Raw genomic sequence first — 13052 nt, forward strand, 5'->3', positions numbered from 1 at the left:
GCGGAACTCTTTTCAGATCAAGCTTCGGTCAGATCGGGTCAGATCAGGCGTTGGGTCGTCGGGTCGAACAGGCACGCCCGCGCCATGTCGATGCCGAGCGTCACCGTCTCGCCCATAAGCGGCGTGCCGTCGGGGTCGAAACGGCCGGTGATCTCCTTGCCGCCCAGGCGCAGGACGGCCATGGTCTCCGCGCCTGTCGGCTCGACCAGTTCGACCACTGCATCGATCTGCGCGATGCCCGGCTTGCGGCGCGCAAGATCCGGATCGAAGCGGTAGATGTGCTCCGGCCGGATGCCGAGAATGATTTGTCGCGGCGTATCGGATGGGAGCGCCTGGACGATCGGCAGGCTGGCCGTCTTGCCATCGGCGGCCTGCAACACAACAGTGGCGCGACCGCCTTCCTGGCTCAGTTCCGCGGCCAAAAAATTCATCGCCGGCGAGCCCATGAAGCCGGCGACGAACATGTTGGCCGGACGGTTGTAGATCGTGGCCGGATCGTCGAATTGCTGGACCTCGCCCTGATGCATCACGGCGATGCGCGACGCCAGCGTCATCGCCTCGACCTGGTCGTGGGTGACGTAAACCGTGGTCTTGCCGACGCGGTGATGCAGCTTCTTGATTTCGGTGCGCATGTCGACCCGCAGCTTGGCATCGAGATTGGAAAGCGGCTCGTCGAACAGGAACAGTTTGGGATCACGCACGAGCGCCCGGCCCATGGCGACGCGCTGGCGCTGGCCGCCCGAGAGCTGTCCGGGCTTGCGGCCAAGCAGCGGTTCGATCTGCAGGAAGGCAGCAACTCGACTGACGGCCTCGTCCTGCTGCGGCTTCGGGACGCGGCGGCTTTCCATGCCGAAGGTGATGTTCTCGCGCACCGTCATCGTCGGGTAGAGCGCGTAGGACTGGAACACCATGGCGATGTCGCGGTCCTTCGGCGGCACCGAATTGACCAGCCTTCCGTCGATGCGGATCTCGCCGGAGGTAACAGATTCGAGCCCGGCGATCATCGCCAGCAGAGTGGACTTGCCGCAGCCGGAGGGTCCGACCAGCGCGATGAACTCGCCGTCCTGCGCCTCGAGATCGACGCCCTTCAGCACCTCGACCGCACCGTAGTTCTTGCGCAGCGATCGGATGGTCAATGTCGACATGCGATGCCCTTCACTTGATCGCGCCTCATTTGATGGCACCTTGCGTCAGGCCGCGCACAAAATACTTGCCGCCGAAGAGATAGATCAGCAGCGGCGGCAGCGCGCCGATCAGCACGGCGGCGCTCATGACATCGTAGGCGCGCACATTGGTGCCGCTTGCCGTCAGCGCGACGAGCGCTGCCGTGATCGGCTGTTGCTGCCCGGAGGTGAAGACGACGCCGAACAGATATTCGTTCCAGATGCCGGTGAACTGCCAGATCACCGTGACGATCAGGATCGGTGAGGAGAGCGGCAGAATGATCTTGCGGAAGATGCGCCAGAAGCCGGCGCCGTCGATGCGCGCCGCCTTGATCAGGTCGTCGGGGATGCTGACGTAGTAGTTGCGGCAAAACAAAGTGGTGAACGAAATGCCCTGGATGACGTGGATGAGGACGAGCCCGTAGACCGAATTGCTGAGGCCGAGATTGCCGAGGATGAACGCCCACGGCATCAACGAAATCTGGCCCGGAATGAAGACGCCGAGCAGCATGCAGGTGAACAAAGCTTCCGAACCTCTGAAGCGCCATTTCGACAGGATGTAACCGTTCATCGCGCCGACCGCCGTCGAGATGATCGTGGCCGGGATCGTCATCTTCAGGGAGTTGTAGAAGTTGCGCTGCATGCCCTCGCAGGTGCCGCCGATGCAATAGGTGCTCCAGGCCTGGCCCCAGGCATCGAGGCGGAAGCTGCGCGGCAGCGAGATCAACCCGTTGCGCGCGATCTCCTGCTGGTCGCGGAATGAATTCAGCACCACCACCAGCAACGGGACCAGGTAGATCGCCGCGAAGACGACCAGCAGCCCATAGATGGCGAAGCGGGTGAGAAAATGCCGGCGCGACGCGACTGCGGCAGCGCGACGGTCGAGCGACTGGTCCAGGGAGACGTCAGCCATGGCCGGCTTCCTTGCGCCGGCGCCAGACCACCCAGAATGAATAGGGCACCAGCACCACGGCAACAGCGGCAAGCATCATGATGGCGGCGGCCGCACCTTCGCCGATCTGGCCGCGTTGGAACATCAGGTCATAGACGTAGATGGCGGGGAAGGTGGTCGAGATCCCCGGGCCGCCTTTGGTCAGGGCCGCCACGAGGTCGAAGGTCTTGATGGCGAACTGGATCTGGATGACGGCGACCGCCAGGAAGATCGGCGCAATGGTTGGCAGAAGCACCTTGCGATAGAGGCGGAACGTCGATGCGCCGTCGATCTGCGCGGCCTTGACGAGGTCCTGATCCACCGAGCGCAGGCCGGCCAGGAACAGCGCCATGGCAAAGCCCGAGGCCTGCCAGACACCGGTGATGATCACCGCGTAGATCGCATAGTGCCGGTCGCTGGCGAGTGCGAAACTGAAGCTCGCCCAGCCGAAACCGCGCACCATGGCCTGGATGCCGTCGGTCGGATTGTAGAGCCAGCTCCAGACCGTGCCGGTGACGATGAAGGAGACGGCCAGCGGATAGAGGAAGATCGTGCGCCAGGCCGCTTCGCCGCGCACGCGCTGGTCGATCAGGATCGCCAGCAGCAGTCCCACCGCCATCGAGCCGACGATGTAGAAAGCGCTGAAGAAAAACAGGTTGTTGTAGGCGATGTTCCAGCGCCGGTTCGCCCACAGCGACGCGTAGTTGTCCAGGCCGACGAAGCCGTAGGTCGGCAGCAGCGAGGAGTTGGACAGCGAGATATAGAGCGTCCAGCCGGTGAACACGAAGATGTAGACGAAGCTCGCCACGAGAGAGGGGCCGAGCACCAGCAAGGGCATCGCGGAGCCCAGCCGCTCGCGCCAGGGGCGGGCGGGCGCCGGTACCGACAGGATCAGGTCGTGATTTGACATTCAGAGCACGGAGATTGGCAGAGCACAGGACTGGCGGAGCGCGGGACCGGGATGGCGGATGCCCGGGTGCGGATGGCGCCCGGCCATTGCCATCTATTTCTGTGCTTCCGCCGCGTCGGCCATCGCGTTGGCGCCATCCTCCGGCGACATGTCCGGCGTCGCCACGAACTCGGTAATGGAGTCCATGATCGCGCCGCGCATCTTCTGCGGGATGGTCATGTTGTGGGCCATCGAGCGGACCAGTGTGCCGTCCTTGATCGAAGCCTGGAGATCCTTCTGCGAGAGCTGCTGGCACGGATTGAAGCCCTTCGACAGATCGATATCCAGGCGTGCGGGGATCGAGCCCTTGGCCTGGTTGAAGACCGTCTGGAAGTCGGGCGACAGGATCAGGCTGGCCAGCAGCTTCTGGCCGTCGATGTAATCCTGGTCCTTCTGCTTGAAGAACACGACCGAGTCCGAGTTGAGGATGAAGCCGGGTTTGCCCCAATCGGTCGGCGCCTGGGCGCAGACATAGTCGGTGCCTTCCTTGAAGCCGGCGGCGGTCAAAAGGCCGATCGTCCAGTCGCCCATGATGTGGAACGCCGCGTCGCCCTTGCCGACGAGCGCCGACATCGAATCCCAGTCGCGGCCGACCATGCCCGGATCCATGTACCTGCTCGTCATCAGGCGCATCTGCGTGAAGGCCTTGACCATCCCCGGGCTGCGCATGGACTCGACATCGCCTTCGACGAAGGCCTTGCGGTAGAGATCGATGTCCTGGCCGTAGAGCACGACCTCGAACACCGTCGAATCCGTCCAGTCGGCGGTCGAATGCGAGATGCAGATCTTGCCTGTGGCGACGATCTTGTCGCAGGCGGCATTGAACTCGGCCCAGGTCTTCGGCATTTCCGCCACGCCGGCCGCCTGCATGACCTTGGGCGAGGCCCAGAGCCAGTTGATGCGGTGGATGTTCATGGGCGCGGCGACCCATTTGCCGGTCGGCTTCATCACCGGAAGCAATTCCGGCGCCACCACTTTCTCCCACCCTTCCGAGGCCGCCAACTCGTCGAGATCGGCGGTCATGCCGGTCTCGTTCCATTCGGCGATCTCAGGGCCCTTGAGCTGCACGGCAGGCGGGGCATTGCCGGCGATCACGTCGGCGCGCAGCTTGGCCAGCGTATTGGCGGTGTGGCCGGCAATCGAGGTCTGTTCCCATTTGCCGCCCTTGGCCGTGAACATCTCGCCGAGCTTGGCGATCGCCTGGGCGTCCGATCCGGTCGCCCATTGGTGCAAAAGGTTGGTCTTGGGCTCGGCGAAGGCTGTTCCGGCGAAAAATGTGCACGCAGCAGCGGCCGCAAGCGCGGTCATGACGGACTTCATCGTTTCACTCCCATATCGTGTTGCACGGTTCGTCTCGACCGCTTATGGCCGCGGTTTGAAGCCGCCGCCGGCGAGATGCGTCAATCTCGAGTTCTTTCCAAGATGACATATTGGAGCTATCAGTCAACGATGTTTATGTTGAGCCATGACAAAACCTTCGCTTAGAACCTGGCTGATCGACAGACCCTCCGCGTCGCCGGAGAGCATGATCGTGCGCTGCCTGAGCGAGCGCGGCGCACTCTCCGCGTTGCAGATCGCACGCGCCACCGGTCTGGCGCGCTCGACGGTGTCAACCGCGCTTAACGGCTTGAAAAAGTCTGGAATGGTGATCGAAGCCCCGACCAGCCGCGACGGCATCAGAGGCATCGGCAGGCCAGCCGCGGCGGTGACGCTCAATCCGACAGCGGGCACCTGCGTCGGCATTCACCTGGCTCTTCAGCAGATACGGCTCATCGTCGCCGATGTCTCGCATTCCGTCATTGCCGAACAAAATATTCCAATGGCGCTGGACTACCAGCCGCAACAGGCGGCCCAGGCGGTCAAATCGGCGATTGCCCAATCCTACAGGGAAAACGGTCTGCCGGTAGCGGGGCTCCTGGGGGTTGGTGTCTCCGTCTCCGGCCCTGTCAGCCGCGATGGAGTGGTGCTGCGCGCCAGCATGGTTCCAACATGGGCCAGCGTCAACATACGAGATGTGTTCGGACCCGTCCTGGAACAGCCGATCTTCGCCGACAACGAGAGCAACTGCGCGGCCATTGCCGAGCTGATGTGGGGTGCGGCCGTCGGCCAGGACGATTTCGTGCTGTTCAAGATCGATCTGGGTGTCGGCGGCGCCATTGTCCAGCATGGCCGGCTGGTGACGGGCGTCGCAGGCGGCGCCGGCGAATTCGGGCACATCAGCATCGATCCCGGCGGCGACCTTTGCCGCTGCGGCAATCGCGGATGCCTGGAGCTCTACGCGAGTTTTACCCGGCCGCTGGAACAGATTTCGCGTGTCGTTGGGCGGCAAGTCACCATGGACGATGTCATCGCCATGGCCGAGCAGGGCGACGTCAGGGCGTTGCGGATGATCGAGGATACCGCCGAGATCGCCGGCCGGGGTCTCGGCCTGATCGGCTCGGTGCTCAATCCGCCGCTTATCATCATCGGCGGCCACATGGCTTTGGCAGGGGACATTCTGTTGACGCCGCTGATCGCGTCCTATGAACGCCACACGCTGATCAAGTCCCGGGATGTCGCTCCCGCGCTGCGCACGCGCATCATCGTTGGCAGGCACACCGAGAACGATGCCTTGCTGGGCGCGGTCGGCCTCGTTTTGAGACACCAGACGAAGGAACTGTCGCTGGGGTGATCATCAGGACCTGCCTGTGCTTGTTCAAGTCAATTGCACGTGTCGGCAGCCTTGAGCGCTTCGGCGCGGGACGATTTGGGCAAATCCGCGATCCGCCGGACAGAAGCGTAAAACCTTGGATAGTCGCCCGAACACAGGTCGAACAAGCGAAGAAAGGCCGGAACCTGTTCACCGTAGACAGAAGTTGCGGCGAGCTTGGCGTTGTTGATCGGGGCAGCGAACCAGGCGTCGTATCCCCGGTATCCCGCCCAGTGCCTGTCGTGCATCCGCCGATAGCGCATCCGCAACCGGTCGATGGTTGCTGCCTTGGCGGCCGCCATCTTTTCCGGGGTGCGGGGACTACCATAGACCTGCCTTAACTCGTCGCGCGTCTTCGCCACCAGTCCAAGAAAATCGGCGCTGCGCTTGCGATCGGCTTCGTAGCGGCGCAATCCGGCCCGGTCGCCGGCGGCGCGGAGCCATTTCCTGACGCCGCTGGTTTCGACGGCAACGGCGAACGCCTCGTTGAATGCGGAATCGCCATCCACATAGAGGCGCTGATGCGCCAGCTCATGAAAAACAAGGCTGGCGAGATAGGTGTCGTCCTGACGCAGCATGGTGCTCAGCAGCGGATCACTGGACCAGCCAAGCGTGGAATAGGCGGTGACGCCCGAGACATAGACGTCCAGCCCCTGTCTTTGAAGTTCGACAGCGTTCTCAGTGGCGGATTTCAGGGAGAAGTAACCCCGGTATGGAACGCAGCCGAAGACCGGAAAGCACCATGTTCGTGGCGCGAGCGAGAATTGCGGCGCGGCAAAAACGGCCCAGGTCACGGCGTCGCCATGGATGTCGACATAGCTGCGGTAGCTGTTGTTTTCGGGCAGTGCCAGCTCATCTGTCGCAAACCGTCTTATGGCGCTGGCCGACGTCAATTTGGCGCGCAATGCTTCAGGCGTCGAAGGATCACGGATGAGTTTTGCAATATTTTTGCGGGCGGCCATGATCTGCGCGTGACCCTGCAACGACTGCGCGTAGTAGGAAATGCTCGTGCAGCCGGTCGCCCCGGACGCCATGACGACCGCGGCAAGCATCCGAAGAACGCGCTTCACTGTTTGCCCACCCTTGCCCATCTCCCCATGCAGCAAACGTCCTGGTCACCCTCAAACAGGAGGCACCGGTTTCCGTCAAGAGCTGCTGGGGTAGGGGGCGACACCGACCTGGGCAGGGCGATGCGGCCATTCGCCTACGATTGACGAAAGTCCGCCGCAGGGCGGAGCGAGCGAGATACGGACCGTCCGTCGAGGCGCGGTTCCCCCAAGCTGCCGCGCGCTACTGGTCCGAAAATCTCACGCTCACGCCGCGCTGGCGAAAATAAGCCTGCATCAACTTACGGCCCGAGCGGTTGTTCTGCGCCAATTTTGCCGGATCGAACACCGCCTGTTTTGCGCCCTCTCGTGTCAGCGCTGCCTTGAGCGTCGCGATATGGGCGTCGATGTCGGCATTGTCCGCCCGCAGCGAGGCATAGATACTTTCGGTCGCTTCGGCCACAGTCGGTTCGCTCACAGATGTCGTCCTTTGGTTGGTTGGGCGGCGGCTTTACCACAGATTTGCGGCTCCGACGATATCGACTGAACCGTCGGAGCACAGCGCCCAGGGCGCAAAACCGCAAAACGTATGTATTCGGCCCTGCTAAACATTGCCCGGCAGGCGAATGGGTCTAACTATCGCTAGGAAACGGGGGGAATCACGTGGCTGCCAATCGTCGAAACGACATCTCATCGTCCGAGCGGGGGCTAGGACGGATTCTTGCGGCAGGCAATGCCCATCCGCGCACAGCTCTGCCTACCGTGGCAACCATCGTCACGACAGTAGCTGCGCTGTATTTCGGTCGTGAGGTGTTCCTTCCCATTGCCATCGCGCTGCTTTTGACCTTTGCGCTGGTGCCGATGGTCTCCGCACTGAAGCGTGTCGGCTTGCCTCGGCTGCCCGCAGTGCTTCTGAGCGTGATTGGCGCATTCGCGGCCCTGGGCCTGTTCAGCTTCATTGTTGCGACCCAGGTAAGCGAGCTTGCTCAGAACATTTCCGTCTACCAGACAAACATTCTGACCAAGGTACGTTCCCTCAAGGAGACGGGCGTTGGTGGCGGCATAATTGCCAGGCTGAGCGGGGTGATCGAGCGTGTCGGTCAGGAGATCGACAAGCAGGATGTGGCGCCGCCTGCGGCCGACAAGCCCCGGCGCGAGCCTGTTCCCGTCGAGATCGTCGCCCGCGAGAGACCTCTGGAGGTATTGCAGAACATCATCGGACCGTTGATCAGCCCGCTGGCATCAGCTGGCCTGATCATCATCGTCGTCATCTTCATGTTGCTTGAGCGCGAGGATCTGCGCGACCGGTTTATCCGCCTTGTCGGCTATGGCGACCTCCATCGCACAACGCAGGCATTGCAGGATGCCGGCAAACGGGTTGGCCGCTATCTGATCATGCAATTGGTGGTCAATATCGTCTACGCGATACCAATCGCAATTGGCCTTTGGGTGCTCGGCATTCCCAACGCGCTGCTGTGGGGGTTGCTGGCACTGGCGCTGCGCTTCGTTCCCTATATCGGCCCTGTTATCGGCATGCTGCTGCCCTTGTTTCTGGCCTTGGCGGTTGCGCCCGGCTGGTCGCTGGTGCTGTGGACCGCGGCACTGTTTGTCGTCATGGAATTGGTAACCGGCAACGTCATCGAACCGTGGCTCTATGGCTCGCGCACGGGACTTTCTCCTTTGGCAATCATCGTTGCGGCAATTTTCTGGACATGGTTGTGGGGGCCGCTCGGCCTGGTCCTTTCGACGCCGCTGACAGTTTGCCTCGTCGTCCTCGGGCGACATGTTCCGCAGTTCGAATTTCTCGACGTCCTGTTTGGCAACGAGCCCGTCCTTGAATCTCACGCCCGGCTCTATCAACGGCTCCTGGCCGGCGATCCCGACGAGGCCACTGACCATGCCGAGGAGATCCTCGAGGAGAAGTACCTGATCGATTTCTACGACACTGTCGCCATTCCTGCTCTACTGTTGGGCGAGCAGGACCGCATGCGTGGCGTGATGGGCGATCAACAGCGAAGGCAGGTGGCGGCGAGCGCCCAAATTCTTGTGGCAAATCTTGCCGACGATGCACAGGAAGAGGCAAGCGAGGAAGATGCGCCGGCAACCACCGCGGAAGGGAGCGCGAGCAGGGAAACAGATGGCGTCGAAGAGGAAGAGATCGAGTTGCCCGACGGCAAGGACATGTCGGTGCTTTGTGCCGGCGGTCGCGGCGAACTCGACGATGCCGCTGCCGCCATGCTCGCTCAGGTGCTGGAGGTGCAAGGTGCTACGGTGGCGAAGGCCAGTTTTGTCGATATGGAGCCGGCAGGTATTCGTCGTCTCGAACTAGAGGCGATCGACACCGTCGTGGTCGGTTTCCTGAACCGGGATTCGCTCAAGCATGCCCGCTTTCTGGTCCGCAGACTGAAGCGCGCCAAGGCAGGTTTGAGAATTGGGATTGTGTTCTGGTCAGACGCGGAGCAGGGCGATGTCGGGCAAGAAAGGCAAGCTTTGGCCGCCGACATCAGCGCCGATTTCGTAGCCCACGGCATGGTCAACACTGTGCTTGGCGCACTTTCTCCAGCGCCGGCCGTTCCCCTCAAAGTCGTTTCGAAACGCCGCGATCGACGGCGTCCGGCCCCTCGAAAACGGATCCCGGCCCAGGCAACGGCCGCAACAGCCTAGCCGCACCGCCATGTCTCAGATTGCCGCGCCGGCGCTGGAATGCCTGGTGAGACGGCAAGATCGTCCCCCACTCGCAAGCCATGGAACAATCTCGCGGCCTTGCGGTTCCTAACACCGAAGGAGAACCCCATGCTCAGATTCCTTATCCGCCTCGGCGCGATCTACGCGGCGTTCCAGATCGGCCGAGAGTTCGGCCGCAAGGAGACCGAAATCATGCTCCTGCCGCCGCCCGTTGACTAGGAGCGGCACCCGAAGTCGAGAAACGAAGCCGAGTTCGGAGAGGCATAGGACTGCTCAATCTGTCCGGTCGATCTGGCCCGTGCTGGCGCCGTCCCTGCGCGGGGCGCATTATCGTGCGAATGGACCGGCCACTTGGCTGTGCCAGGATCGATCCTGGCAACGCAATAATTGAGCCGCTATCTCTGTCGCTCAAACGCGGCACAACGAGGTTGACCGTGCGTCGAGGAATGAGTCTCTCTCAGATCTTGGCGGTGAGCCGATGGAGAAGGCATGATCAGCACGGGCAAGGCACGACCCTAAGAAAGTGGAAGGGAAGAAGCACTGGTGCTGTCAATTGCCAGGGAGACCGGCATCACCGAGGATCACGGCGCGACCTTGTTCGCCTGATCGGCACCGGCCGCAATTCGCTGCTCCGTGAGGCGCGGCAGCTGCTCCGGCAGCGCCTGGCTAGTTTAGACCGAAGGTGCTCAGAGCACGGCTATCCCGTCATCTTCTGCTGGCCGGCGGTCATGGCTATGAGAGCCCGGATCACCTCTGCAGGTCCGGCGGGTTTCATCACTCTTACGCCGGACGAGAACGCTTCGTGGGTTTCCTCGATCCCCAGGCCGGAATAGACGACGAAAGGAACAGCTCGCCCTGTCAAGATTTTTGCCGCGTCAACAGTCTCGCCGTCCGACAGCTTGACGTCCAGGATCGCTGCGGCGGGGGTATGGTTCGCAAGAAAACGTTTCGCCTGGGAACATGTCGCCGCCAATGCCACGGCAAAGCCCGCCTCCGAAAGAGCGGACTCCATATCAAGTGCTATCAAGGCTTCGTCGTCGACGACAAGGACCAAGGGTTTGCCCATGCGCGGATGATCGCACGTTTGTAGATGGAAGACGAGTCGAGGCTACGACCCTTTTAGGGTCCGGTTCCCGTACGCAGCGGGTCGAGATCGCGAGCAATGGGAACCAACTGATCCAAGCCGCATTATATTTGGTTGGACTGAAAAAGGTGTTTGGGATGCATGAAGCAACACAGGCGAATGTTGTCGCCTTCGAAAACCCGGGAGTGTCCAGCAATGACGGTCTGGATTTCGATTACAAGGATTTCTTCGAAAACGGCGCCGTTGCCCTGCATCTGGTGAACGCAGACGGCTTGATCGTGCATGCCAACCAGGCTGAGCTCGACCTTCTCGGCTATCCTGCGGAGGACTACCTCGGTTGCCACATCGCCGAGTTCTATCCCGACCGGGACGTCATAGAGGACATTTTGGTTCGCCTTGCCAATGGCGAGAAGATCGTAAGATATCCGGCGCGATTGAGGGCCAGCGATGGATCGATCAAGCACGTCGAAGTCACCTCAAGCGGACATTTCCGGGACGGCAAGCTGATCAACACCCGGTGCTTCACGGTCGATGTAACCGACTTGGTACACACCCGCTCGGAGCTCAGGCAGCATGACAGTACCTATCACCAGATACTCGACGGCCTACCCGTCGCCATCTACACGACCGATCAGGATGGGACGATCACCTACTACAACCGCGCCGCGGCCGATCTGGCAGGCAGGGAGCCTGAAATCGGCAAGGATAAATGGTGCGTGACGTTCAAGCTGTTCAGTGCCGACGGCAAGGAATTGCCGCACGATGAATGCCCGATGGCCATCGCGCTCAAGGAGAACAGGCCGGTCCGCAACCAGCAAGCTGTTGCGCAGCGTCCCGATGGATCGTTTTTTCCGTTCCTGCCCTACCCGACACCGCTGCGGGACGAGCACGGCGCTCTGATTGGCGCCGTCAACATGCTGCTGGACCTGACGGACCGCCAGCGTGCCGAAGAAACCAGGCAGCACCTGTCAGCGATCGTGGAATCCTCATTTGACGCTATCGTCAGCAAGGATCTCAACACCATCATAAAAAGCTGGAACCACGGCGCCGAACGGCTTTTCGGCTATACCGCCGACGAAGCGATTGGCCGGTCGGTGACCATGCTGATCCCCGAAGACCATCAGGACGAGGAACCCCGCATCCTCCAACGCATTCGCCGCGGCGAGCGCGTCGAACCATTCGAAACGACCCGCCTGCGCAAGGATGGCAGCCTGGTTCCGGTTTCGCTGACGATATCGCCCGTGCGTAACGCAACTGGGCAGATCACCGGCGCATCGAAGATAGCGCGAGACATCACGTCGGCGAAGGAGAATGAATACCGCATCCGCATGCTGATGCGCGAGGTCAACCACCGGGTGAAAAACCAGTATTCGGTCATCCTGTCGATGATCCGGGAGACCAACAAGCGATCGGAGACGCCAAAACACTTTGAAACCCAGGTGCGCGAGCGCATCATGGCGTTGTCGCGATCTCACGACCTGCTTGTTTCGGCGGATTGGAAGGGTGCCACGATCAGCGACCTTTTGGCGGCCCAGGTCGAGCCTTTCCCGCGGGGGGATGTGATCGAAATGTCGGGCCCATCATTGGTGCTCAGTCCCAACGCAGTTCAGTATCTCGGGATTGCCTTCCACGAATTGGCGACCAACTCGGCCAAATACGGGGTTCTCTCAGGGGACAAGGGCCGGATTTCGGTCACATGGGGCATCACCGGTTCCGGTGCTTCGAGGCTCTTTCACCTCACCTGGGTCGAAACCGATGGGCCGCAGGTTCAGACTGTCGGACAAGGTGGCTTTGGAACCGTGGTGCTGAAGCGAGTCGCGCCCGCAGCGGTTAGTGGGAAGGGAATTCTCGAACACGGTCCGCATGGAATAACATGGAGCTTGGAAGCGCCTTTGGCTTCCGTGGCAGCTTCTGTCGTCCAAGAAGCTTAGAAGCAGGAAGCAGCCCTGCAACGAGCATTCGTCAATTGGAAGCCCTTGATGCGGCCTTTGCCGAGCGAAAACCCCGTTTCCGCTAGAGATCGCCAGAGCCACTGCTAAAGTCGACAGAGCAAATCACCGGCAGAGGGCGCATTTCGTTCCACGGAACGGGACAGGACCGGCGTAGCCCGAGGCGAGGTAACTATGGACATCGACGAGTTCCGTGCGACCCTTCAGGATGTAGAGCCTCCGGCGAATCTTGGGATGGCGCTTCACGCTCTATGGTGGGATAGACAGGGCGATTGGGAGCGGGCGCATGAGTGTGCGCAGGCCAACGAATCTGATCCGACCTCTGCATGGGTTCATGCCTATCTGCACCGAAAAGAGGGCGACCTTTCTAATGCAGCCTACTGGTACCGCCGCGCCGGGCAGCCTGTGGAAACTGGCAAGCTCGACGCAGAGTGGGCATCGATTACAGGATCACTTCTACTGGGATAGTGGCGGCCGCCCCGGGAGGCAGCGTAGCGCTTATCTCCCCGTAGAGGCCGTCCTGGGATCGGCTGAAGCCCAGGAGCTCCAAACGTTT

The 13052-nt window shown here is 61.5% G+C and carries 11 protein-coding genes; 4 read left to right on the forward strand and 7 right to left on the reverse strand.

The genetic code is table 11. The features are described from left to right. Positions 1 to 38: 38 nt before the first annotated feature. From ugpC to X733_RS165005, 4 genes are all read right to left on the reverse strand, one after another. Entirely contained in the window at positions 39 to 1145 is a 1107-nt protein-coding gene (gene ugpC / locus X733_RS165020; RefSeq protein ID WP_023817219.1) for a sn-glycerol-3-phosphate ABC transporter ATP-binding protein UgpC, read from the reverse strand. Positions 1146 to 1170: 25 nt separating this feature from the next. Next, positions 1171 to 2076 (reverse strand): carbohydrate ABC transporter permease, encoded by a 906-nt coding sequence (locus X733_RS165015; RefSeq protein WP_023671100.1) that lies wholly within the window; start codon positions 2074 to 2076, stop codon positions 1171 to 1173. After that, positions 2069 to 3004, reverse strand: a complete 936-nt coding sequence (locus X733_RS165010; RefSeq protein WP_023817220.1) for a sugar ABC transporter permease — start codon at positions 3002 to 3004, stop codon at positions 2069 to 2071. Before X733_RS165010 ends, X733_RS165015 begins: the two co-directional genes overlap by 8 nt. A 93-nt stretch (positions 3005 to 3097) precedes the next feature. Beyond that, positions 3098 to 4363, reverse strand: coding sequence for an ABC transporter substrate-binding protein (locus X733_RS165005; protein ID WP_023817221.1), 1266 nt, complete (start codon positions 4361 to 4363; stop codon positions 3098 to 3100). A gap of 145 nt (positions 4364 to 4508) precedes the next feature. On the opposite strand from X733_RS165005, the gene X733_RS165000 reads away from it, so the two are divergent. Further along, positions 4509 to 5714, forward strand: a complete 1206-nt coding sequence (locus X733_RS165000) for an ROK family transcriptional regulator (protein ID WP_023817222.1) — start codon at positions 4509 to 4511, stop codon at positions 5712 to 5714. 29 nt (positions 5715 to 5743) lie between these two features. Here the strand turns inward: X733_RS165000 and X733_RS164995 are convergent, their stop codons facing one another. Continuing rightward, the gene (locus X733_RS164995) at positions 5744 to 6823 is read right to left on the reverse strand and encodes an aminopeptidase (RefSeq protein WP_031192924.1); all 1080 of its coding nucleotides are present in this window, start codon (positions 6821 to 6823) and stop codon (positions 5744 to 5746) included. Between the two features lie 199 nt (positions 6824 to 7022). Then, positions 7023 to 7256 carry a hypothetical protein gene (locus tag X733_RS164990; RefSeq protein ID WP_023671105.1) on the reverse strand — a complete coding sequence of 78 codons (234 nt, stop codon included), beginning with the start codon at positions 7254 to 7256 and terminating at the stop codon, positions 7023 to 7025. A gap of 185 nt (positions 7257 to 7441) precedes the next feature. Between X733_RS164990 and X733_RS164985 the strand changes: the two genes are divergently transcribed. Continuing rightward, positions 7442 to 9442, forward strand: coding sequence for an AI-2E family transporter (locus tag X733_RS164985; RefSeq protein WP_023817224.1), 2001 nt, complete (start codon positions 7442 to 7444; stop codon positions 9440 to 9442). Between the two features lie 718 nt (positions 9443 to 10160). On the opposite strand, the gene X733_RS01000000165695 is transcribed toward X733_RS164985, so the two are convergent. Beyond that, the gene (locus X733_RS01000000165695) at positions 10161 to 10529 is read right to left on the reverse strand and encodes a response regulator (RefSeq protein WP_023817226.1); all 369 of its coding nucleotides are present in this window, start codon (positions 10527 to 10529) and stop codon (positions 10161 to 10163) included. Between the two features lie 155 nt (positions 10530 to 10684). On the opposite strand from X733_RS01000000165695, the gene X733_RS164980 reads away from it, so the two are divergent. Then, on the forward strand, positions 10685 to 12478 hold the full coding sequence (locus X733_RS164980) for a PAS domain S-box protein (protein WP_023817227.1): 1794 nt from the start codon (positions 10685 to 10687) through the stop codon (positions 12476 to 12478). Positions 12479 to 12670: 192 nt separating this feature from the next. Continuing rightward, positions 12671 to 12964, forward strand: coding sequence for a hypothetical protein (locus X733_RS1000000167465; RefSeq protein ID WP_081740564.1), 294 nt, complete (start codon positions 12671 to 12673; stop codon positions 12962 to 12964). Positions 12965 to 13052: the final 88 nt, after the last annotated feature.

The sequence above is a fragment of the Mesorhizobium sp. L2C066B000 genome (genome assembly GCF_000502335.1).
GTDB lineage: Bacteria > Pseudomonadota > Alphaproteobacteria > Rhizobiales > Rhizobiaceae > Mesorhizobium.

What these genes read in the sequence shown, in the direction of transcription:
- X733_RS1000000167465 (WP_081740564.1), top strand. Translation starts at nt 12,671, where the DNA reads ATGGACATCGACGAGTTCCGTGCGACCCTTCAGGATGTAGAGCCTCCG.
- ugpC (WP_023817219.1), bottom strand. Translation starts at nt 1,145, where the DNA reads ATGTCGACATTGACCATCCGATCGCTGCGCAAGAACTACGGTGCGGTC.
- X733_RS165015 (WP_023671100.1), bottom strand. Translation starts at nt 2,076, where the DNA reads ATGGCTGACGTCTCCCTGGACCAGTCGCTCGACCGTCGCGCTGCCGCA.
- X733_RS165000 (WP_023817222.1), top strand. Translation starts at nt 4,509, where the DNA reads ATGACAAAACCTTCGCTTAGAACCTGGCTGATCGACAGACCCTCCGCG.
- X733_RS165010 (WP_023817220.1), bottom strand. Translation starts at nt 3,004, where the DNA reads ATGTCAAATCACGACCTGATCCTGTCGGTACCGGCGCCCGCCCGCCCC.
- X733_RS01000000165695 (WP_023817226.1), bottom strand. Translation starts at nt 10,529, where the DNA reads ATGGGCAAACCCTTGGTCCTTGTCGTCGACGACGAAGCCTTGATAGCA.
- X733_RS164995 (WP_031192924.1), bottom strand. Translation starts at nt 6,823, where the DNA reads ATGGGCAAGGGTGGGCAAACAGTGAAGCGCGTTCTTCGGATGCTTGCC.
- X733_RS164980 (WP_023817227.1), top strand. Translation starts at nt 10,685, where the DNA reads ATGCATGAAGCAACACAGGCGAATGTTGTCGCCTTCGAAAACCCGGGA.
- X733_RS165005 (WP_023817221.1), bottom strand. Translation starts at nt 4,363, where the DNA reads ATGAAGTCCGTCATGACCGCGCTTGCGGCCGCTGCTGCGTGCACATTT.